This window comes from Tabrizicola sp. (genome assembly GCF_051645465.1).
Classification (GTDB): domain Bacteria; phylum Pseudomonadota; class Alphaproteobacteria; order Rhodobacterales; family Rhodobacteraceae; genus Tabrizicola.
In genome coordinates this window covers 1-20960 of the sequence record NZ_JBOFBI010000077.1, presented here as the reverse complement: position 1 = coordinate 20960, position 20960 = coordinate 1, and the positions used below count along the sequence as shown (strand labels likewise).

Below are 20960 nucleotides of genomic sequence, written 5' to 3'. Positions count from 1 at the left end.
GAAAACAGGCGAATCGTCGCAATGGCTATCCAGAAAAAGTATCTGATGATATCGTATGTTATCTCATGGGATAACACACGATGCGCAACGTCGTTCTTGGCTTCCTTGGCACGCAGCTTGACGCCGGCAAACGCCGCGAATGGCGCCCTTCGGTGCAGCTTTGCGCCAATCCCGATTTCCCGGTGGACCGGCTGGAGCTGATCCATGACGGCCGCCACTTCCACCTGGCCAGCAATGTTGCAGCCGATATCGGGCGTCTGTCGCCGGAAACCGAAGTGCGGCTGGTGCGCATCGACATGGCTGACCCCTGGGATTTCCAAGAGGTCTACGGGCGGCTTTACGACTTTGCCGCCGACTATGGCTTTGACGAAGATCGCGAGCGGTATCACATCCACCTGACCACCGGCACGCACGTGGCGCAGATTTGCTGGTTCCTGCTGGCCGAAAGCCGGCATGTCCCGGCGCGGCTGGTGCAGACCGGGCCGCCGCGCGGGGACAAATCCCCCAGTGGCACTCTGGATGTCATCGACCTAGACCTTGCCCGCTACAACGCGCTCCAGCGCCGGTTCGAAGCGGCGGCGCGCGAGCATTCGGCGCTGCTTCTGGGCGGGATCGAGACGACGTCGCCCACCCTGCACGCTTTGGCCGAAAGGCTGGACCGGGTGGCAGGAGTATCAGACGAACCGATCCTTCTGGTCGGAGAGCCGGGCACCGGCAAAAGCGACCTCGCCGCGCGGATCCACGAATTGAAGCTGGTCCGCCGGCGGGTCAAGGGGCGGCTGGTGCAGGTCAACTGCGCGACGCTGCGCGGCACCGGCTCGCTTGCAGCACTTTACGGGCAGCGGCGGGTGACTGGTCAGCCGGGTACAGAGCGACCCGGCCTTCTGCGTGAGGCGGACGGAGGCGTGCTGGTCCTTGACCGGATCGAAGACCTGACCGCCGAAGAGCAGGCGGCCTTGCTGCAGGTGCTGGAAACCGGGCGCTACTGCCCGCTTGGGTCGGACGCTGAGGTGACGACACGGTTTCATCTGGTCGCGACCACGGGCAGCGATCCGGGCGATCTGGTCCGAAGCGGGCGGCTTAGGATGGAGCTGCACGCAAGGCTTGCACAATGGAGCTTCCACCTGCCGCCGTTGCGCGACAGGCGGGCCGACATCGGACCGTTGCTTCTGCGCCTGATGGACGAAAGCGAGCGCAAGCTTGGCACCAAGACCGGCTTCAATGCCGACGCCCTCGCCCGCTACCAGCGCTTTGCCGAAGACCCAGCCACGCGCTGGCCCGGGAACCTGCGTGACCTTCAGGCCTCGGCCCACCGGATGGCGGTGCTGGCGGAACGCGGGCGGGTGACCTTGGCGATGGTCGAGGCCGAGATCGCGACGCTTCAGGCCCAATGGCGCGCAGCCGAGGCGGATACGGACAATGGCCTTCTGGCCGAGGTCGTCGCGGACCCGGAAACCCTGGACGAATTCGACCGGGCGCAACTGGCCGCAGTGATCCGCGCCTGCCGGGAAAGCGGCAGTCTTTCGGCGGCCGGGCGGCGGCTCTTTGCGGTGTCGCGGCAAGGGAAGGCCAGCCAGAACGACGCCGACCGGCTGCGCAAATACCTTGCCCGGTTCGGGCTGGACTGGGCAGCGGTGACCGGACGCTAGGCGCCCTCAGATCATCCGGATCGTGTCCTTGCCCACCGCCAGCATATAGCCGCGACGGGCGATGGTCTTGACCAGAAGCTCGCTGACCAGCTGGTTGCCAAGCGTGTCGCGCAACCGCTTGACCCGTGTGGCTCCTGCCGCCTCGTCACAGTCGGCCTCGTTCCGGCCCGAGATCACCGCTTCGATCTGCGCGCCGGTCAGGACTTCGTCGTCCATCCGCGCCTCGGCCAGCACGCTCAGCGTCTCCAAAGCCGCCTCGGTCAGCGCAAACTCCAAATCGTTGATATAGACCGCCCGCGCCTCGCGGCTGATCATCAGGCTGGCGACCTGGATGCCCGACCGTTGGATCGCCGAGATGCGGCGGTTGAGCGCAATGATCATCACCAGGAAGACCAGCGCCGCGATCAGCATGGCAGTTGAAAAGACCAGCAGCACGAAGATCACGCTGCGGTAGCTGGTCAGCACCTCGGAAAATGTGGTGCCCGACTGTGCCAGCAGTTCCAGTAGCTTGATCTCGGCCAGAGTGTTGAGATCGTCATTTTCGACGAAAAGCCGCTCCACGCGCGCGTTGAACGCATTCGCGTCCGGCAGGTTGATGAACAGGAAAAGCGCCGCAGCCAGAAGGATGAGGACGATAGCGGCTATTCCGAAGGCAACGACGCGGTTACCGGCCTTTAGGCTTTCAGTAACGGAGGAAGTATTCTCCGGCACTCGCTTTCCTTTCTTCGAGACCTTCGGGCCCGAATGTGGACAGAACGTTCAGAAGCGTCCAGCCATCACCCGCCAGTCTCGGCGCCAATTCGCCTTCGGCCGCGCCGGGGCTGCAGTTGCCATCCGACACCTGCGCGACACCGTAGTGCAGTTGCAACGGTTCGTCACGCTTGGCCTTGTAGTCCGCATAACACTCCGCCGAGGCCGGTCCCGCAAGGGCCAGCACAAGGGCGGGGATCGTGAATAGTCTTTTCATTTTTTGGCTCCGGAGGGAGGCTGCTCGATTACCGACGGACAATGCGCGCAGGCGCGTTGATATTCAATATCATGCGAGTTTTCGGTCCCTTGTTATCGGATAGCAAGTCAGACTTACCGCACCGCTATCGCCTAGCAAACCCGCGATATTGCTTACGGGCACGACAGGGGGCGAGGCTTGGTCACCAGGTTCGCAAAGCCATGGGCGGCGGGCCAGCAAGACCAAGAAGACCGCATCAGGAGGCATCCATGTCCGTCGAATTCAGAAGCAAGTCCCACCACATCGCGTCGCGTGGCATTGCGGAAGGCAGCGTTTCGGGCCGCCGGTTCGCCGCACTGCTGACCGGAGGCGCCGCAGCGCTGGCCCTGGTTCTGGCGACCGCTATCCCGGCCAAGGCAGACAAGAAGGATGACCTCGCCAAGGCGCTGATCGCCGCGATCGTCGTCGGTGTCATCGCGAATGAGTTGAACGACAAACCCAAGCACGTCCCCGTCCCGTTGCCCGAACCCGAACCGGTCAAGCAGCCGCGCGTCCCTTCGGTCTGCGCGATCTCGATCGACGGGGCCGAGCGGTCGGTGACGCTTTACCCCGAAAGCTGCCTCCGCGCCGAGGGGTTCGACTACCGCTTGCCGCGCGGCTGCGCGAACGGTGCCACGATCTTTGGCGAACGTGACCGGGTCTACAGCGCACAATGCCTGCGAGATGCGGGCTTCCGAGTCTCGAACCGCTGAAGCGGTCCGGGCGAAGCGGGGCGTGCCCTAGCCCTCCGCTTCTATCTGAGGGGCGGGAGGGTGAGCAGCTCCCGCCCCCTTTTTTGCCGGGGCGTTCCGGGGTAGTCCCTGCGCATGGTAGGCAGCGTCCCCGATTTTCAGCATGAAAGAGCGGCCCTTCAGCGGGGCGCATTGCGGGTTGCCGGTGTCGATGAGGTAGGACGCGGGCCCTTGGCTGGCCCGGTCACCGCAGCTGCCGTTCGGCTGGACCCGGCGCGCATCCCGGCGGGCCTTCGGGATTCCAAAACCCTGTCAGCCGCCCGGCGCGAGGTCTTGTGCGCCGAGATCATGGCCGTAGCCGAAGTCGGCATCGCCCATGCCAGCGTAGAAGAGATCGACGCCCTCAACATCCTGCGGGCCAGTCACCTTGCGATGGAGCGGGCAGTCGCGGCACTGAAGGCCGACCATGCGTTGATCGACGGGAACCTGATCCCGCGGGGGCTGACCTGTTCCGCGACGGCCATCGTCAAAGGCGACGCCACTTGCCTCTCGATCGCGGCTGCCTCGATCGTGGCCAAGGTGACACGCGACCGGATCATGGTGGATTTGGCGCAACAGCACCCCGGCTACGGCTGGGAGGCCAATGCAGGCTACCCGACAGCTGCCCATCTCGACGCCCTGCGAAAACTTGGTGTGACCGCTTGGCATAGACGTTCGTTCAAACCCGTGCACAACATATTGTATCAAGCGAATTCTGTAACCTCTTGATTCAAAAAAGAATTTGACGGCGATTCGCATGTGACTCATGATTCCTCTCAACAGCGGCACCACCGAGATGCCGGGGCAGAGGCAGATATGACGACCAGAAATACCGCAGCGGAAGGGGTGCTTCCGCTGAACCAGATACTTGCGGGTGACTGCATCGAGGTGATGAACTCCCTCCCTGCTGGTTCAGTAGATCTGATCTTCGCCGACCCGCCCTACAACCTTCAGCTTAAAGGGGAGCTGCACCGCCCCGACAACTCGCTTGTCGATGCGGTGAACGACCACTGGGACCAGTTCTCCAGCTTTGCGACCTATGACAGCTTCACCCGCGACTGGCTGGCCGCCGCGAAACGGCTTCTGAAGCCGAACGGCGCGATCTGGGTGATCGGCTCTTACCACAACGTCTTCCGTCTGGGGGCCGAGCTGCAGAACCAGGGCTACTGGCTTCTGAACGACGTTGTCTGGCGCAAGTCGAACCCTATGCCGAACTTCAAGGGCAAGCGCCTGACCAACGCGCATGAGACGCTGATCTGGGCCAGCCGGGACGAGGCCGCGAAGTACACCTTCAACTATGAAGCGCTGAAGGCCCTGAACGACGGTATCCAGATGCGGTCGGACTGGGTGATCCCGCTCTGCACCGGGCACGAACGCCTCAAGGACGAAAACGGCGACAAGGCGCATCCGACACAAAAGCCCGAGGCTTTGCTCCACCGCGTGATCGTGGCGACGACGAACCCCGGCGATGTGGTGCTGGACCCGTTCTTCGGCACCGGAACCACGGGGGCCGTCGCCAAGATGCTCGGCCGCGACTTCATCGGGATCGAGCGCGAAGCCGCCTACCGCCAGGTCGCTACCGATAGGATTGCCCGCGTCCGGAAGTTCGACGCCTCGGCGCTGGAGGTTTCGGGCTCGAAACGCGCCGAACCCCGTGTACCCTTCGGCCAGGTCGTCGAACGCGGCATGCTGCGGCCGGGGGAGGAACTGTTCTCGCTCGGCAACCGCTTCAAGGCCAAGGTCCGCGCCGACGGCACGCTGATCGGCAACGATGTGAAGGGCTCGATCCACCAGGTCGGCGCTGCGCTGGAGGGGGCGCCAAGCTGCAACGGCTGGACTTACTGGCACTTCAAGCGCGACGGGAAGATGGTGCCGATCGACATCCTCCGCCAGCAGATCCGCGCCGAGATGGAGGCCGACGGCACCCGTCCACACTGAGATATCGGAACACGCCTGTCCCTGGGACCGCCTCAGGGACACCTGCCCCGCCGTGATGTCATGGCGGGGCTTTTTTCATTCCGACCGCTACATTCGCAGGACTGGACCGGCCGCATCCCCGAACCCATACTTGGGCCCGCGGAGGGACCGACCATGTCTCAAGTCAGCTACAACCAGTTCTGCCCGATCGCAAAAGCCTGCGAGGTGCTCGAGCCGCGCTGGACCATCCTGATCCTCAGCGAAATGTGGAGCGGCTCGACCAGGTTCAACGAGATCAGGCGCGGTGTTCCCGGTATGTCGCCGACCCTGCAATCAAAGCGTCTTAAAGAACTGGAACACGCCGGCCTGATCACCAGAACCGAAAACCGCGCGACTGGCGACATCATCTACAAGACCACGTCGACTGCCGACGAACTTCGCCCGATCGTCTACGCCCTTGGCCAATGGGCGCATCGCAACATCGAGGCCGAAGTATCGCTTGAACGGCTCGATGCGCGCCTGCTGATGTGGAACATGCGCCGAAAGATCGACACGGCGGTGATGCCGGGCACCGGGCGGCGTGTCATCCAGTTCATCTATCCCGAATTGCCGAAGGATCAGCAATCCTACTGGCTGATCGTGAAACCGGGGATGCCTGTCGATCTTTGCTCTTCCGATCCGGGCCACGACGTTGATCTTTTCGTCACCGCCGACCTGAAGGGGATGACTTCAGCATGGATGGGTTGGTCCTCGCTGTCGAAAGAGGTGGCGCTTGGCAAGATTGTCCTGATTGGCGATCCAGAGATCGCAGCGTCGATAGGCAAATGGATGGTGCGCAGCTCTTACGCCGAAGACACAGACCCGGCGCAGTCCAGAAACCGTACTAAGACCAGTACAGTCCCGTCACTAGCCATAGAGGCCTAGCGCGCCCACGCTTGACCTGCCCGCTCTGCCTGTCCCGGCGCCACGGGCCATTTGAAAACACCTAAGGAGAACAGCTATGTCGACAGAAACCATTTCTGCCGCCCCCGATCTTTCCGCCTTGAAATCGCGTCAGCAGGGGGCTTGGTCCTCTGGGGACTATGCGGTCGTTGGCACCACATTGCAGATCGTTGGCGAAACCCTGTGCGAAGCAATGGACCTTCGCTCCGGTCAAAGCGTGCTGGACGTCGCCGCTGGCAACGGCAACGCCACGCTTGCCGCCGCCCGGCGCTGGTGCGACGTCACTTCGACAGACTACGTACCGGCACTCCTCGACCGGGGCCGCGTCCGTGCCGAAGCCGAGCGTCTCCAGATAACCTTCACTCCCGCCGACGCTGAGAACCTGCCCTTTCCTGACGCAAACTTTGATGCGGTGATCTCGACCTTCGGCGTCATGTTCACCCCCGACCAGGATCGTGCCGCTGCCGAAATGCTGCGCGTCTGCAAACCCGGCGGCAAGATCGGCCTCGCGAACTGGACGCCGGACGGGTTCATCGGCCAGGTGTTCAAGACCATCGGCAGCCATCTGCCGCCGCCCGCGGGCGTCAAGTCTCCGGCGCTCTGGGGCACTGAGGACCGGCTCGATGCGCTGTTCTCCGGGGCCAGTGTGACGTCGGCGCGGCGTGAGTTCACCTTCCGCTACCGGTCGCCCAAGCATTGGCTGGAGATCTTTCGCACCTGGTACGGGCCGGTCCTCAAGGCCTTTGCCGCGCTGGATGCGTCCGGCCAAGCGAAGCTTGAGGCAGATCTTCTGGCATTGATCGACCGCATGAACCGTTCCGGCGATGGCACGATGGTAGTCCCCAGTGCCTATCTGGAAGTTGTCGTGCAAAGGCGGTAGCGCGGCCAAAACGCCCTTGAACGTGTTGCATTCCCCGACATTCTGCAGCTCATTGGGGCCGGAATTGTCGGGGAGTGTGACGGATGAACGGTGCAGAGACCCTGGTGCAGACCCTGCTCGCAAGCGGCGTCCGGGTCTGCTTTGCCAACCCCGGCACGTCCGAGATGCATTTCGTCGCAGCACTCGACCGTCACCCAGACATGCGCTGCATCCTTTGTCTCTTCGAAGGCGGCGTCTCTGGTGCGGCGGACGGGTACTTCCGCATGAAGCAGGAGGTCGCGGCCACCCTCCTCCATCTTGCCCCCGGCTTCGGCAATGCCTTCGCGAACCTCCACAACGCCCGGAAGGCGCAAAGCGGCGTGCTGAACATCATGGGCGATCATGCCGACTATCACCTGCGGTTCGAGGCGCCGTTGAAGGGCGACACGGTGGGGATCAGCCAGACGGTGTCGCACTGGACCCGGGTCTCCTCAGAACCTGGCCGTGTTGCTGTCGATGCGGCCGACGCGGTCCAGGCCGCACGATCGAAGAACGGGCAGATCGCGACGCTGATCCTGCCCGCGAACATGGCCTGGGATCCGGCCGAGGGTCATGCCGTGGCCCCGTCGCCGCCACCCCTCCATCGCCCCTCGCAGAACGAGGTGGCTGCGGCGGCGCGGGCTTTGCGTCAGCCTGGTGCAGTGCTCTTGGTCGATGGGCCGGTTCTGTGGTCCGACATTGGGCTTCTGGCAAAACGGCTGACCAAGGCCGCAGGCGCGCGGCTGATGCAGTCGTTCTTTGCCAGCCGCTTCCGGCGCGGGGCGGGGGCGGTGAAGATCGAGCGGATGGCCTACAGGATCGAGGACAATATCACCCTCCTGAAGGGTGCCCCAGCGCTGGTCCTTTGCGGCACCACGCGGCCCGCCGGGTTCTTTGCCTATCCGGGCCTGCCCTCGACCCCCGACGATCCCGATACCCGGCTGATCGACCTCGCTTCGCGCGAGATGGATATCGAGTGGACCCTTCGCGCCCTGGCCGCCGAGCTTGGTGAGGCCGAGCTGACCCCCGACGACTTCGTGCCCCTGGACCTGCCCGCCCTGCCCGAAGGCCGGGTGACGGTCGCCAAGATTGGTGAGGCGGTCGCGACGCTGATGCCCGAGAACGCGATTGTGGTGGATGAAGGGATCACTGCCTCCTACCACCTCGCCCCCGGCCTTAAGCGGGCACGGGGGCATGACGCGCTGACGATCACCGGGGGATCGATCGGCTTTGGCCTCCCCGCGGCAGTGGGCGCGGCGGTCGCCTGCCCGGACCGCAAGATGGTGGTATTCGAGGGCGACGGGTCAGGGATGTACACACTCCAGTCCCTCTGGACCATGGCGCGGGAGGGGCTGGATGTGACGGTCATCATCTTCGCCAACCGGGGCTATCAGATCCTGCGGGATGAACTGGCGGCGGTTGGGGTGAAGGAGATTGGCCGGAACGTGACCCGGATGTTCGATGTCGAGGGGCCGGAGCTGGACTGGGTCGCCCTTGCCAAAGGGCATGGGGTCGACGGGGTGCGGGTGACCGATATGGCCGGTTTCAACGCGGCTTTTGCTCAGGCGATGGGGCAGCGGGGACCAAGGCTGATCGAGGTCGTCTGCTGACGCGAGGCAAACCTTTCCAAATAGTTACCGGATGCTCAACGCATTGATATCGTTTGACATCACCCATTGACCCACCGTGGGACACTCTCACGCGACCGGATTCAGCGCCTTGTTGTAGGGGTGCCAGTCGGTGATGTCAGGGTAATGCTGCTTGCGCCAGGCCTTGACCCGGCGGTTCATCAGCCGCTTCCACAAAGGCGGCACCATCGCGGCCATGGTCATCAGGGGATAGCCAAACGGCAGCTGCGGCGCCTCATCGGCCGGGTAGGTCTGCAGAACCGGAAACCGCCGGTCGGGTTTGTAGTGGTGATCGGAATGGCGCTGGAGGTTGATCAGAAGCCAGTTCGATGCCTTGTGCTCGGCGTTCCAGCTGTGGCGGGGCAGGACATGTTCGTACTTGCCGTTACCCAGATGCCGCCGGGTCAGGCCGTAGTGCTCGATGTAGTTCACCAGCTCCAGCTGCCAGATCGCGGTGAAGGCCTGCACGAGGAAGAGGCCGAGGCCCGCCCAACCGCCCAGGATCAGCGCCAGCACCAGGAAGCCCGTTTGCAGGACCGCGTAGCGCCAGAACGGGTTTGACAGGTCGTGCCAGGGGAGCCCCTTGCGGGCCAGCATCGCCACCTCCGCCTTCCAGGCCGACTGCGGGCAGCTGACCAGCACGCGGGGGAGGAAGCGGTGGAAGCCCTCATTGTAGCGCGCCGTCACCGGATCGCGCGGGGTGCCGACGTGGAGGTGGTGGACCCGCAGATGCTCGGACCGGAAGTGGGAGTAGAGGACGCTTGCCAAGAGAAGGTCGGCCAGCCAGCGCTCCAGCCTGGATTTCTGGTGCATCAGCTCATGGCTGTAGTTGATGCCGATGGTGCCGGAGACTACGCCCATGCCGAAGAAGAGCCAGAAGCGCTCGGCCGTCCCCAGGTGCTCGGCTTGCGGCACGTACCAGAGCATGAGGCAAAGGAGTGCAAACTGGACCGGGAACCAGACCAGCGTCACCAAACGGTGGAGTGTCAGCTGGGCCTCGGGCGTCGCCGGGTCGGGGTTGTCGGTGTTGAGGCCCGCAAGCGCGTCGAGGAGCGTGAAGAGGAACCAGGTGGCCAGCGGCAGAAGCGCGATGGTCCAGCCGCCCTGCACCATGGCGAAGACCGCCAGCGGCGGAAGGCAGAGCGACAGCCAGAACGGGAGGGCATTCGGAACACGGGTCATGGGCACAGTCTAGCTGAACGCGGGCCGGTCTCAACTGTCTAGAGTGCCGCGCGCCAGATCATAGGCCTTGCGCATGACGGTGGGCAGATCCGAGGGCTTGAGCCGGGCCCAGTCGCCACGCAGGGCCTCGCCTTCGACCGGTGCCACGAGGACCTGAAGGATCAGGTGGAAATGGGTGAAGGTGTGGCGGACCTCGCCGATCTCTTGCCAGTCGGCCTTTGCCGGGGCGTCGCCTCCGGCGCCATCCCAGCCATCGCCGGGAAAGCCCAGCATTCCGCCGAGAAGCCCGCGTTCGGGCCGCCGTTCCAGAAGGAGTGCGCCCTCGCGGTGGCCGACCCAGACTTTGCCGCGACGCAGGGGCTTTTCGCCTTTCGCGGCTTTCCGCGGCAGGTCGGCCTGTACCCTTGCGGCGCGCGCTTCGCAGGAGTGGGTCCAGGGGCAGATCGCACAGGCGGGGGAGCGGGGGGTGCAGATCGTGGCGCCGAGGTCCATCACCGCTTGGGCATAGTCGCCGGGGCGGTGTTGAGGGGTGAGGCGTTCGGCGAGTGCGGTCAGCTCGGGTTTGGCGGCGGGGAGCGGGGTTTCGACCAGGAACATGCGGGCCATCACCCTCTCGACGTTGCCATCGACCACGGTGGCGGGCTCGTCGTAGGCGATGGCCGCGATGGCGGAGGCGGTGTAGGGGCCGATCCCCGGCAGGGTAAGAAGGCCTTCGCGGGTGGCGGGGAAGCGACCGCCGTGGTCGGCCACGACGGCGCGGGCGCATTTGAGAAGGTTCCGCGCGCGGGCGTAGTAGCCAAGGCCCGCCCATTCCCCCATCACGTCCGTATCCGGGGCGGCGGCTAAGCTGGCCACGTCCGGCCAGCGGGCGGTGAAGCGGTGGAAGTAGTCGCGGACGGCGGCGACCGTGGTTTGCTGCAGCATCACCTCGGACAGCCAGACACGGTAGGGGTCGGGTCGGGTGCCCATGGCCCGGTCCTGCGGGGAGACACGCCAGGGCATCACCCGGGCATGGGCGTCGTACCAGGACAGGAGCTGGCGGTTGAGGGATTCGGCGTCGATCTGCATCGCCTGCGAAGATAGCGGGTGGCGCGGGCGGGGCCAGAGGGCATCATGACGGTCGCGTCACGCGATCTTTATGGACAGAATCATCGTTGCCACTGGCAGGGCGGGCGGGGTGCGATAGAATGCAGAAGAGGAATCCCGAGCAAATGGCCAAGAGAGCTTTGCCCCAACCAAGTAGCGAACGCCGCCAGCGTGGCTTTGAACCGGCCTTCGGTCTGATGAAGGAACCGGTCCGGGCCGCTGGCGAGTCGCGCGGTTTTGCTGTGGCGCGGCTTTTGACGCATTGGGCCGAGGTTGCGGGCGAGGAGTTGGCGCGGAAGACCCGGCCGGTGAAGATCGGCTACGGGCATGGCGGGATGGGGGCAACGCTCACGCTTCTGGTCAAGGCCACCGAGGCGCCGATGGTGCAGATGGCGCTTCCGGTGCTGAAGGAGCGGGTCAATTCGGTCTACGGCTATGCAGCCGTGTCACACATCCATCTGACCCAGACGGCTGCCACCGGCTTCGCCGAAGGCCAGGCGGAATTCACACCGGCCCCGAAGGCTCCGCCGCCGCCGGACCCCGTAATAGAAGCCAAAGCGCATGAAGCGGCCGAGGGCGTGGACGACCCATCTTTGCGCAGCGCGCTTGAACAGCTGGCACAAAACATCTTAACTCGCGCCCGACCCTGACGGGACCGCATGACAAAGGACGCCGACCCATGATCAAACTCAACCGCCGGGCCATGATCGCCCTTGCCGCTGCCGCCACTGCGGCCATGACCCCGGCCCTGGCCCAGGAGGCCACAACCGCCACGACCACGACTGCAGCGACCGAGGTCGGGGATTTCTCCTTGGGCTCACCCGATGCGAAAGTGAAGATCGTCGAATACGCCAGCTTCACCTGCCCGCATTGCGCGCAGTTCCATGCGACGGTCTTCAAGGACCTGAAGAAGGACTACATCGATACCGGCAAGGTCCACTTCACGATGCGTGAGGTCTACTTTGACCGCTATGGCCTCTGGGCCGCGATCGTTGCCCGCTGCGGCGGCGAGATGCGCTACTTCGGCATCCACGAGATGCTGTTCGACCAGCAGCAGGAGTGGGCGGCGGCGGAGGATCCCGCCCAGGTGGTGGCGAGCCTCAAGACCATCGGTCGCGCTGCGGGGCTGGACGATGCGGCGATGGATGTCTGCTTGAACGATACGGCCAACGCCGAGGCGATGATCAAGCGCTTCCAGACCAACTTTGAAGCCGATGGCGTCGAGGGGACCCCGACGATCTTCATCAACGGCGCCAAGCACTCGAACATGACCTATGACGAGCTGAAGGCGATCATCGACGCCGAGCTGGCCAAGTAAAATGCCAGCCCCTCTGGACGGCATCCGCGTCGTCGAACTGGCGCGGATCCTGGCTGGCCCCTGGGCGGGCCAGACATTGGCCGATCTGGGGGCGGACGTGATCAAGGTCGAGGCCCCGGAGGGCGACGACACAAGGCGCTGGGGTCCGCCCTTCGTTGAAGCCGGGGGCGAGAAGACCGCGGCCTATTTCCACGCCACCAACCGGGGCAAGCGGGGGGTCACCTGCGATTTCCGCACGTCGGAGGGTCAGGAGGTCGTGCGCCGTCTGGTGGCCGATGCGGACGTGGTGATCGAGAACTTCAAGGTCGGGGGGCTGGCGAAGTACGGGCTGGACTGGGAGAGCCTGAGAAAGGTGAACCCGCGGCTGATCTACTGCTCGATCACCGGGTTCGGCCAGACCGGGCCTTATGCGCACCGCGCGGGGTATGACTTCATCATTCAGGGCATGTCAGGCCTGATGTCGGTGACCGGCGCTGCCGATGGCCAGCCGCAGAAGGTGGGGGTCGCGGTGACCGACATCTTCACCGGGGTCTATGCGGCGACGGCGATCCTGGCCGCGCTGGTGCAACGGGGGCGGACGGGCGAAGGGCAGCAGATCGACATGGCGCTTCTGGATGTCGCGACCTCGATCATGGCCAACCAGGCGCTGAACTATCTGGTCTCGGGGAAGGCGCCGGGGCTGATGGGGAACGCGCATCCGAACCTGGCGCCCTATGCGGTTTTCGACTGTAAGGACGGCTGGCTGATCCTGGCCACTGGGAACGACGGGCAGTACCAGCGGCTGTGCAAGGTGCTGGGTCTGGCGGATATGGCTTTTGCGCCGAAGTTCATGACCAACGCCGACCGCATCGCCAACCGGGCCGAGATGACGGCGCGCATCACTGAGGCGACGAAGCTGTGGGCCAAGGCCGATCTTCTTGCCGCCTGCGAGGCCGAGGGGGTGCCAGCGGGGCCGATCAACGACCTCGCCGAGGTCTTTGCCGACCCGCAAGTCGTGGCGCGCGGAATGCAGATTTCGCCCGGTGGCCTGCCGGGTGTGCGCAGCCCGATGAGCTTTTCGGGGGCCGAGCTTGCGCTTGACCGGCCCGCGCCGAAGCTGGGGCAGCATCAGGACGAGGTTCTGGGCGGCAAGCGCTGACGTCAGAAAGTACGATTTTTCGGCGAAAAATCAGATCTGGAGCCGCGCAAGCGCGGCGTCCACCGGCGACCAATCCTGAACCTTAAGCCGAACGACCAGCGTCAGGATCTTCGCCCGCCACGCGGCAGGCAACCGCGCTGCATCCTTCTCGGTCGTGACCAGTTGCGCACCTGCCGCGTTTGCCTCCGCCTCCAGCCGACGCATGAGTGCGTCTGACAGGGGTTCGTGATCGGCCAAGGCCTCGCCCCGCACCAGGTCGGCCCCCTCGGCCTTCAGCGTCGCAAAGAACCGGGCCGGATCGGCAATACCCGCAAAGGCCAGCACGCGTTCGCCCCGCCAGTCCATGCCCATCTGCAGGGGGTGGAGGGTGCCGCGCAGCCTTGGGACCGCAACAGTCCCGCCCCAGTCGGCATCAAACCGGGCTTGCGCTGCCTCATCCCCGATCGTCAGCACCAGATCGGCGCGGGCCAGACCCACGGCCACCGGCTCGCGGAGCGGCCCGGCGGGGATCGAGCGCCCGTTTCCGAAGCCACGCGCCGCGTCGACCACGACAAGGCCAAGCGACGGCTTGACCGAGGGGCTCTGGAACCCGTCATCCAGAAGGACCACGCCCGCCCCCGCCGCCTCGGCCGCCTGGACGCCCGCCGCGCGGTCCTTCGCCACCCAGACCGGCCCGAAGGCTGACAGGAGCAGGGGCTCGTCCCCGACCTCGGCTGCCGAATGCTGCTTGCTGTCGACCTGAACCGGCCCTTCGAGCCGCCCGCCGTAGCCCCGGCTGACAACCTGCACCGCATGACCCCGTGCCGTCAGGCGTTCGACCAGAGCGATGACAGTGGGCGTCTTGCCGGCACCTCCGGCGGTCAGGTTGCCGACGCAGATCACCGGCACCCGTGGCACATAACCCGGCTGCCGCAGCCGCCGCGCGGTACCAGCAGCATAGAGCCAGCCGAACGGGGCAAGAAGCCGCGCCGCCAGCCCGGGCCGGCCCGGCGGGTTGAACCAGAAGCCGGGCGTGCGCATCAGGCCTCGCCGTCCATGATGGCGCGGATGTGGTTCAGGGCCGTTCCGGTCACTTCGGCACCCTCGCTTGCGACCGCCCAGGCCGCCTGCGCCAGCCGCGCCGCCCGGTCGGGCGAGATGACATCGCCCAGGGCTTCGCCGAGATCGGTGGCAGAGGCGACGGCCCGCGTCGCCCACGCGGCACCAAGGCGCCCGAAGACCGGGCCGAGCTGACCCGTGCGGGGGCCATGCAGGATTGCCGACCCAAGCGCCGCCGCTTCCATCGGGTGACGGACCGGGCCTTTGCCCGACAGGCTGCCGCCCAGAAAAGTCACCGGAGCCAGGCGGTACCAGAGCCCGTATTCGTCCGGATTGTCGGCGATGAAGACCGCAACTTCGGGATCGGGTTCCTCCTCGAGCGCCCGCTGCGCGACGGTCCAGCCGTCGACATCTTCCAGCTGCCGGGCGAGAGGCGCGGCGCGCGCGGGGTCCTCGGGCATCAGGATCAGAAGCAGACGGTGCGAATGCTGCTGGGCCATGCGATGGGCCTGGAGGACGGCCGCTTCCTCCCCGTCAGGCACGCCTGCCGCAAACCAAACGGGCCGGGTGGCCAGGAGTTTCGCCAGCGCCGCCCGCTCGGCTTCGACGCAGGGCAGGACGGCGCTGTCCTCTTCCATGCGCCCGGTCACCGCGACTGCCGAGAGCGCGGCACCGCCTTTGCGGAAGGCCCGGCCGGCTGCCTCGTCAACCGCCAGAACCGCACGGAAACGGGCCAAAGCCGACCGCATCAGACCCGGATACCAGCCATCGCGTTCACGCAGAAACGCCGGGGCCTTGCCGTTCACGACCAGCATGGGAATCGCGCGCTCACCTGCTTCGTGTATCACTGCCGGCCGAAGCTGACCGCCCGCGAAGACTGCAATCTCGGGCCGCCAATGGTCAAGGAAGGCCCGCGCCTCGGTTGGGGTGTCGGTGGGCGGTGGCTGAACCAGCATGCCGGGGCGCGTGGCAACCGGGACCGGCGATGTCAGAAGGACGGGCACGCCGTCCTCCTCGATCAGCCGCCGGGCAAGCGCCAGCATCGGACTGACCAGGCCTTCGCCCGGCGCATGCAGCCAGACCAGCCGCCCGGTCGGGCGAGCTGGCCTGTCCGTGCCCTCGGCCTGTTCACGCCGCTGGCCCAGATTGTATAGCGTGAGACCGAGCGAGGCGGCCATGGATCAGTGCCCGAGCTCCTCGGTTGCAGAGCCCGGCTTCGCCTCGTCGCGCAGCCTGTGGATATGGGCGATGAAGTACCGCATGTGGGCATTGTCGACCGTGCGCTGCGCCTCGGCCTTCCAGGCCCTGAAGGCGCTTTCGTAGTTGGGGAACATGCCCACGATATGAATCTGCGAGACATCGCGGAAGACGTTGGTCTGGGGGTCCACCAACTCGCCACCGAAGACGAGATGCAGGCGCTGGGTCATGATCGGCTCCGTAGGGTCTTTTGCGCCGCGACCCTATCCGCTTCCGGGCACCGGGGGAAGTCGGTGGCAGGGTCTTGCGTTGCGGGGCGCGAGGGGTCACATATCTCCCAGCGCAGATCGCGCAGAAGTGATATAGGGGAGTTATCGTGAACTGGGATCAATTTGTTGGCTGGCCGCTTGTCTATCTGGCCATCGCCGTCTTCATTATCTTCTGTATCTTCCTTGGCGTGCGGGTCGTGCCACAGAGCGAGAAGCATGTGGTGGAACGGTTCGGGCAGCTTCGGTCGGTGCTTGGGCCGGGCTTGAACTTCGTGGTGCCGTTCCTGGACCGGATCGCGCACAAGGTTTCGGTGCTGGAACGTCAGCTGCCGAATGCGACCCAGGATGCCATCACGGCCGACAACGCGCTGGTCAAGGTCGAGACAAGCGTCTTCTATCGGGTGACCGAGCCGGAAAAGACCGTGTACCGGATCCGCGACGTGGACGGCGCTATTGCCACCACGGTGGCCGGTATCGTCCGGTCCGAGATCGGTAAGCTGGAACTGGACCAGGTTCAGTCGAACCGGGCACAGCTGATCGACCGCGTGCGTGAGCAGGTGTCGGCCATGGTCGACGACTGGGGTGTCGAGGTGACCAGGGCGGAAATCCTGGATGTGAACCTGGATGAAGCGACCCGTGCGGCGATGATGCAGCAGCTGAACGCCGAACGGGCCCGCCGCGCGCAGGTCATGGAAGCCGAGGGCAAGAAGCGGTCGGTCGAGCTTGCCGCCGACGCCGATCTTTATGCTGCCGAGCAGGCCGCCAAAGCGCGCCGCGTGACGGCAGACGCCGAGGCTTATGCGACCGGCGTGATTGCCGGGGCGATCAAGGAGAACGGGCTTGAGGCCGCACAGTTCCAGGTGGCCTTGAAGCAGGTGGAAGCCTTGCAGGCGGTGGCCGTCGGGCAGGGTAAGCAGACGATCCTCATTCCAGCCAACGCGCTGGATGCCTTCGGGGATGCGTTCAAAATGCTGAAAGGACGGGTGTGAGATGCTGCAAGAGTTTGCCGGAGCCTGGTGGGCCTGGGTCATCCTTGGCTTCGCGCTTGGGGTGCTTGAGGTCGTGGTGCCGGGCTTTATCTTCCTTGGCTTCGCGATCGGAGCCGTCGTTACGGGCGCTCTGGTCTGGTTTGGCATACCGGCCGGGCTACCGGCGCTGATCCTGATCTTCGCCATAGTCTCGGTCGTGGCCTGGCTGGCCCTGCGCCGCTTCGTGGGGGTCCGCGACGGACAGGTGAAGATCTGGGACCGCGACATCAACGACAGCCCTTAAGGTGGACTTCGTCGGGGCCAAAGCCGCGTTCTTCTGCGGGTCTTCGGTCCTGACCTGCCTTCGGGATGAAAAGCCAGGGCTCCGCTGGGCGGGGCTCTGGGACCTGCCCGGAGGTGGGCGGGAGGGGGCGGAGAGCCCCGAGGACTGTCTTCTGAGAGAGCTGGAGGAAGAGTTCGGGCTGACCCTGCCCGCGACCCGGCTGGTCTGGCGGCGGGTGTTTCCTTCGATGATGGAGGCCGCAAAGAACTCCGTCTTCTTCGGTGGGTGGGTGACCCTGGAAGAGGTCGCTGCCATCCGGTTCGGGGATGAGGGACAGGGGTGGGAACTGATGCCGATCGAGGGGTTCCTGGGCCACCCGAAAGGCGTGCCGGAGATGCAGCGGCGGGCGGGGATTGTCTGGGGGGAATGGGGCGTGTCCCACGGTGGGTCAAGTTGAGGCGTATTGATTTTGTTGGATAATTTATCTTCGCGGGTAAGGTTTCGTTAAGGGTTGGGGGTGTAGCGCGGGTCACCCTCGCGCGGGGGGGGCCTCTGTTGGCGGGGTGGCGGAGAAACGGTGGGTTGGCACCCACCCCACGGCTCGCTTGGTGTGGTGGAACCCCACCCTACGACGCGCTGACTGATCGTTGCGCATTGACGACGGGCCATTCCGCGCTAGTTCTTCAGCATGGCAAAAGATACTGTCTACCGCTCGGCAGAAGACTGATCGGCAAACGGTCGCAAGCCATAATCAAAAGAAAGCTGGATCAGTGGCAACTTCCATATGAGAAGTCTTGTGACTCGTGTTTGGAACTTCGTGTTCAATCATGAAGTGAACCCACTTCGACATATCTCCGATGTCGCCACGCGGCATTATGTGCTGCAGATACTGGGGCTGATGTGGGCAGTGGCTTTCTCGATTGCGCTTGGAAGCTATACAGTGCTTGCGGTCAGCGTCCTTGGACACGCCGTACTGATAGCCGCGGCAGCAGTTACCGTAGCGACCTACACCGTTGCAGCGAAAAAACCTGAAATGTTCGCGCGCCGGTCAAGTCGCCGTCATGACGGAGAACATGATTGAACGTCGTGTCGTTCGGTTTTTTGGCTGGTAGTGCGGGATAACCGAATAGCGGCATTCCTGTCGCGATGACTTACCCAGCCGGGCTGACTGGTCAGCGCTGACTGAAAGTGGTGCGCAATGAATGCACACCCTACTCACTATCTGTTGGCGGGGTGGCGGAGAAACGGTGGGTTGGCACCCGCCCTACGACTCGCTGAGAGTTCTAGTCTTGGCCGCCGCAGGTTCCGTCCATGGCGCAAGCCGAACCGATCCTGCGGATCGAGCGCGCTAGGCCCTTGATTGTCTCGCAGCGGACGGCGTTCTCCGCGAACAAGTCGTCAAGGTCTCCCGGCGATATTCGGAACACGCCGTCGCTTCTGCTGGATTTCAGAGAACCTTCGCTCAGGCGCAGCGTGATCACCCGTATCGTCAAGCCTGCGTAGTGGCATGGACCCAACAAGAGGGCGATCTTCGAGGCTTCGGTGTCCTCGCCGATTTTGTCAGGGTTGCTCGCTGCCTCTGTTGCAACCGTGAGAAATCGGGCGATGGCAGCGCGGTCCTCCTCGCTGATACTGCGCGCAAGCGCCTGCAGCTTCTCTTCGTCGTTGGTCTCCAAGGCATCGGCCAAAGCTGCCTCGATGCGCAGAGTCTCCGGCAAGTCGCCCATGCGCGCGACGAAGGCCTGATCGACCTGCTGAGCGGCGGCGACCGGCGCAAGAAGGAACACGCAAGCGGTGACGATCAGTTGGTAAGCCACACGTCCATTCGCCATGGTGCCCCGTCCCCACTTACGCCCTAATCGTATCGCCCCTTTGCAGCGTCGGGAACAGCTCGACCTTCTCGCCGGGCATCGCCTTGCCTGCGATGATCTCGGCGGCTTTCCGGCCGATCTCCAGTCGGCAGGCGTCCATCGTGGCGAGTTTACGGGGGAGGCCGTCCAGAAGCTCGACCCCGTTGAAGCCCGCGAGGCCGATGCGGCCGGGGACGTCGAGGCCCTGGGCGAGACAGTAGAGGAGGCCACCTGCGCCGATCATGTCGTTGGAATAGTAGAGGAAATCGACGTCTGGGGTGCGGCCAAGGACGGCGGCGGTCATTTCGCGGCCTTTCAGGAGCGCGGAGCCTCCCGAATAGTACTCGCGGTCGACGAGCGACAGCCCGGCCTTGCCCAGGGCCTCTTCAAACCCCTCAAGCCGTTTCTTGGCGCGGAAGTCGTTCGGCATCTGCGTGCCGAGGAAGGCGATGCGGCGGTAGCCGGCGGCGATGATCGCTTCGGCCATCTGGCGGCCGGCGCGGCGGTGGGAGATGCCGACGGCATGGTCGATGGGGTCGCCGTCGATGTCCATGATCTCGACGATGGGGATGCCCGCGCGGCCTAGCATGGCGCGGGCGGCGGGGGTGTGTTCTATGCCCGCGATGATCATGCCCGAGGGGCGCCACGACAGCATTTCGTAGATCACCGCCTCTTCCCGGTCGGGGAGGTAGTTGGTGACGCCGACGACGGGTTGGAGGCCGGTGCCGTCGAGCACGTCGGAAATGCCGGTCATGACCTCGGGGAAGACCATGTTGGACAGCGAGGGGATGACGACGCCGACGAGGTTGACGCGCTGGGACGCCAGGGCGCCTGCGATCTTGTTCGGGACGTAGCCGAGGGTGCGGGCGGCCTCCAATACGCGTTCGCGGGTGGGGGCCGAGACGTCGCCGCGGTTCCGGAGCACCCGGCTGACGGTCATCTCGCTGACGCCGGAGGCTTCGGAGACGTCGCGGAGCGTGAGGGTGTGGCGCGGGTCGGGCGTGGGTTTGGTCAAGGGCATGTTCCGGCGCGGGCTTCCGATGGTTCTAGTTACCGCCAAAGCCGGGACTTGTCCAAGCCGCATTCGTCTGCTACTGCTAGCGCTAACAGCCACGAGTGCTGGCCATATCCTGCGCATCCGACAAGCTCTCAACTTGGATGCGACGGACCAGAGGGGGAGTAGTGGGCCAAAACATGCTCCCCCTTTTCTTTTGCAGCAGTTGAATTGCGGCGCGTTTCAGAGCATTAGGTGGCTGTGGCCTCGTAGCTCAACGGATAGAGCGTCCCCCTCCTAAGGGGAAGGTTGCAGGTTCAAGTCCTGCCGGGGTCACCATCTTATCGGGCAAAGCAGCAGGTGCTTCCGGGCTGGGATTTCGTCGCATAGACTGAGGTCCGGGGTCTGGGAGGGCGCGGGTTTGCGGCGGGTTGCGGTTATCGACATCGGCAAGACCAATGCCAAGGTGCTGGCGGTCGATCTGGCTTCGGGGGCGGAGGAGGTGGTGGCGCGGGTGCCGAACGCGGTGCTGCGGGACGGGCCTTATCCGCATCACGATCTGGCGGAGCTGTGGGAGTTCATTCTGCTGGGTCTAAGCGATGCGGCGCGGGGTGGAGTGGACGCGGTGTCGGTCACCACGCATGGGGCGGCGGCGGTGCTGGTGGATGCGGCGGGCGAGCCGGTGTTGCCACTTCTGGACTATGAGCATGACGGGCCTTCGGTTGTGGCCGAGGCTTATGCGGTCGTGCGGCCGGGGTTTGCCGAGACGGGGTCGCCTCGGTGGCCCCTGGGGCTGAACCTTGGGGCGCAGCTTTTCGGGCTGGCGGGGGCGTTTCCTTTGGAGTTTGCCAGGGCGCGGCATGTGCTGACGCTGCCGCAGTATTGGT

General features: G+C 64.9%; 23 protein-coding genes, 1 tRNA gene and 1 pseudogene. 16 read left to right on the top strand and 9 right to left on the bottom strand.

The genetic code is table 11. The features are described 5' to 3' along the window. Positions 1-80 precede the first annotated feature (80 nt). Entirely contained in the window at positions 81-1649 is a 1569-nt protein-coding gene (locus ACRCSW_RS04830; RefSeq protein ID WP_438703050.1) for an RNA repair transcriptional activator RtcR family protein, read from the top strand. A 6-nt stretch (positions 1650-1655) separates the two neighbouring features. Here the strand turns inward: ACRCSW_RS04830 and ACRCSW_RS04825 are convergent, their stop codons facing one another. Both ACRCSW_RS04825 and ACRCSW_RS04820 read right to left on the bottom strand, forming a co-directional pair. Beyond that, complete coding sequence (locus tag ACRCSW_RS04825; protein ID WP_438703049.1) at positions 1656-2360, bottom strand: winged helix-turn-helix domain-containing protein; 705 nt, start codon at positions 2358-2360, stop codon at positions 1656-1658. Beyond that, a complete protein-coding gene (locus tag ACRCSW_RS04820; RefSeq protein ID WP_438703048.1) occupies positions 2332-2616 on the bottom strand; it encodes a hypothetical protein in 285 nt (94 codons plus the stop codon). Before ACRCSW_RS04820 ends, ACRCSW_RS04825 begins: the two co-directional genes overlap by 29 nt. A gap of 248 nt (positions 2617-2864) precedes the next feature. Here ACRCSW_RS04820 and ACRCSW_RS04815 point away from each other — a divergent pair, with 248 nt between their 5' ends. From ACRCSW_RS04815 to ACRCSW_RS04790, 6 genes are all read left to right on the top strand, one after another. Further along, positions 2865-3347 (top strand): hypothetical protein, encoded by a 483-nt coding sequence (locus ACRCSW_RS04815; RefSeq protein ID WP_438703047.1) that lies wholly within the window; start codon positions 2865-2867, stop codon positions 3345-3347. Positions 3348-3461: 114 nt separating this feature from the next. Further along, complete coding sequence (locus ACRCSW_RS04810) at positions 3462-4094, top strand: ribonuclease HII (RefSeq protein WP_438703045.1); 633 nt, start codon at positions 3462-3464, stop codon at positions 4092-4094. Positions 4095-4181: 87 nt separating this feature from the next. Further along, complete coding sequence (locus tag ACRCSW_RS04805) at positions 4182-5303, top strand: site-specific DNA-methyltransferase (RefSeq protein WP_438703043.1); 1122 nt, start codon at positions 4182-4184, stop codon at positions 5301-5303. A gap of 60 nt (positions 5304-5363) precedes the next feature. Further along, positions 5364-6206, top strand: a complete 843-nt coding sequence (locus ACRCSW_RS04800; protein ID WP_438703041.1) for a winged helix-turn-helix transcriptional regulator — start codon at positions 5364-5366, stop codon at positions 6204-6206. A 76-nt stretch (positions 6207-6282) separates the two neighbouring features. After that, positions 6283-7104, top strand: a complete 822-nt coding sequence (locus ACRCSW_RS04795; RefSeq protein ID WP_438703040.1) for a class I SAM-dependent methyltransferase — start codon at positions 6283-6285, stop codon at positions 7102-7104. An 83-nt stretch (positions 7105-7187) separates the two neighbouring features. Beyond that, positions 7188-8732, top strand: a complete 1545-nt coding sequence (locus tag ACRCSW_RS04790) for an acetolactate synthase large subunit (RefSeq protein ID WP_438703038.1) — start codon at positions 7188-7190, stop codon at positions 8730-8732. 87 nt (positions 8733-8819) lie between these two features. Here the strand turns inward: ACRCSW_RS04790 and ACRCSW_RS04785 are convergent, their stop codons facing one another. Both ACRCSW_RS04785 and mutY read right to left on the bottom strand, forming a co-directional pair. After that, on the bottom strand, positions 8820-9932 hold the full coding sequence (locus ACRCSW_RS04785; protein WP_438703036.1) for an alkane 1-monooxygenase: 1113 nt from the start codon (positions 9930-9932) through the stop codon (positions 8820-8822). Between the two features lie 30 nt (positions 9933-9962). Then, the gene (gene mutY, locus ACRCSW_RS04780) at positions 9963-11000 is read right to left on the bottom strand and encodes an A/G-specific adenine glycosylase (protein WP_438703034.1); all 1038 of its coding nucleotides are present in this window, start codon (positions 10998-11000) and stop codon (positions 9963-9965) included. A gap of 143 nt (positions 11001-11143) precedes the next feature. On the opposite strand from mutY, the gene ACRCSW_RS04775 reads away from it, so the two are divergent. The 3 genes from ACRCSW_RS04775 to ACRCSW_RS04765 are packed head-to-tail and all read left to right on the top strand — an operon-like array spanning position 11144 to position 13474. Next, positions 11144-11668 (top strand): DUF721 domain-containing protein, encoded by a 525-nt coding sequence (locus tag ACRCSW_RS04775; protein WP_438703032.1) that lies wholly within the window; start codon positions 11144-11146, stop codon positions 11666-11668. A gap of 29 nt (positions 11669-11697) precedes the next feature. Further along, entirely contained in the window at positions 11698-12336 is a 639-nt protein-coding gene (locus ACRCSW_RS04770; RefSeq protein ID WP_438703030.1) for a DsbA family protein, read from the top strand. Between the two features lies 1 nt (position 12337). Continuing rightward, positions 12338-13474, top strand: coding sequence for a CaiB/BaiF CoA transferase family protein (locus ACRCSW_RS04765; protein WP_438703028.1), 1137 nt, complete (start codon positions 12338-12340; stop codon positions 13472-13474). Between the two features lie 30 nt (positions 13475-13504). Here the strand turns inward: ACRCSW_RS04765 and lpxK are convergent, their stop codons facing one another. The 3 genes from lpxK to ACRCSW_RS04750 are packed head-to-tail and all read right to left on the bottom strand — an operon-like array spanning position 13505 to position 15939. Next, the gene (gene lpxK, locus ACRCSW_RS04760) at positions 13505-14494 is read right to left on the bottom strand and encodes a tetraacyldisaccharide 4'-kinase (RefSeq protein WP_438703026.1); all 990 of its coding nucleotides are present in this window, start codon (positions 14492-14494) and stop codon (positions 13505-13507) included. Next, complete coding sequence (locus tag ACRCSW_RS04755; RefSeq protein ID WP_438703025.1) at positions 14494-15690, bottom strand: 3-deoxy-D-manno-octulosonic acid transferase; 1197 nt, start codon at positions 15688-15690, stop codon at positions 14494-14496. Before ACRCSW_RS04755 ends, lpxK begins: the two co-directional genes overlap by 1 nt. Before the next feature lie 3 nt (positions 15691-15693). Continuing rightward, positions 15694-15939: a DUF4170 domain-containing protein gene (locus tag ACRCSW_RS04750; protein WP_438703024.1), complete on the bottom strand. Its 246-nt coding sequence runs from the start codon at positions 15937-15939 to the stop codon at positions 15694-15696. A 146-nt stretch (positions 15940-16085) separates the two neighbouring features. Between ACRCSW_RS04750 and ACRCSW_RS04745 the strand changes: the two genes are divergently transcribed. The 4 genes from ACRCSW_RS04745 (at position 16086) to ACRCSW_RS04730 (ending at position 18310) form a co-directional block, all read left to right on the top strand. Next, positions 16086-16967 (top strand): SPFH domain-containing protein, encoded by an 882-nt coding sequence (locus tag ACRCSW_RS04745; RefSeq protein WP_438703023.1) that lies wholly within the window; start codon positions 16086-16088, stop codon positions 16965-16967. A 1-nt stretch (position 16968) separates the two neighbouring features. Next, positions 16969-17250, top strand: a complete 282-nt coding sequence (locus tag ACRCSW_RS04740; RefSeq protein WP_438703021.1) for an NfeD family protein — start codon at positions 16969-16971, stop codon at positions 17248-17250. A 1-nt stretch (position 17251) separates the two neighbouring features. Continuing rightward, positions 17252-17686: an NUDIX hydrolase gene (locus ACRCSW_RS04735; protein ID WP_438703019.1), complete on the top strand. Its 435-nt coding sequence runs from the start codon at positions 17252-17254 to the stop codon at positions 17684-17686. Positions 17687-18013: 327 nt separating this feature from the next. Next, positions 18014-18310: a hypothetical protein gene (locus tag ACRCSW_RS04730; RefSeq protein WP_438703017.1), complete on the top strand. Its 297-nt coding sequence runs from the start codon at positions 18014-18016 to the stop codon at positions 18308-18310. A gap of 202 nt (positions 18311-18512) precedes the next feature. Here the strand turns inward: ACRCSW_RS04730 and ACRCSW_RS04725 are convergent, their stop codons facing one another. Together ACRCSW_RS04725 and ACRCSW_RS04720 are read right to left on the bottom strand one after the other, a co-directional pair. Next, positions 18513-19016: a hypothetical protein gene (locus ACRCSW_RS04725; RefSeq protein WP_438703015.1), complete on the bottom strand. Its 504-nt coding sequence runs from the start codon at positions 19014-19016 to the stop codon at positions 18513-18515. A 61-nt stretch (positions 19017-19077) separates the two neighbouring features. Beyond that, on the bottom strand, positions 19078-20094 hold the full coding sequence (locus tag ACRCSW_RS04720) for a LacI family DNA-binding transcriptional regulator (protein WP_438703013.1): 1017 nt from the start codon (positions 20092-20094) through the stop codon (positions 19078-19080). A 242-nt stretch (positions 20095-20336) separates the two neighbouring features. On the opposite strand from ACRCSW_RS04720, the gene ACRCSW_RS04715 reads away from it, so the two are divergent. Beyond that, a tRNA-Arg gene (locus ACRCSW_RS04715) sits at positions 20337-20412 on the top strand. 82 nt (positions 20413-20494) lie between these two features. After that, a pseudogene (locus ACRCSW_RS04710) lies at positions 20495-20960 on the top strand (carbohydrate kinase); the annotation flags it as partial.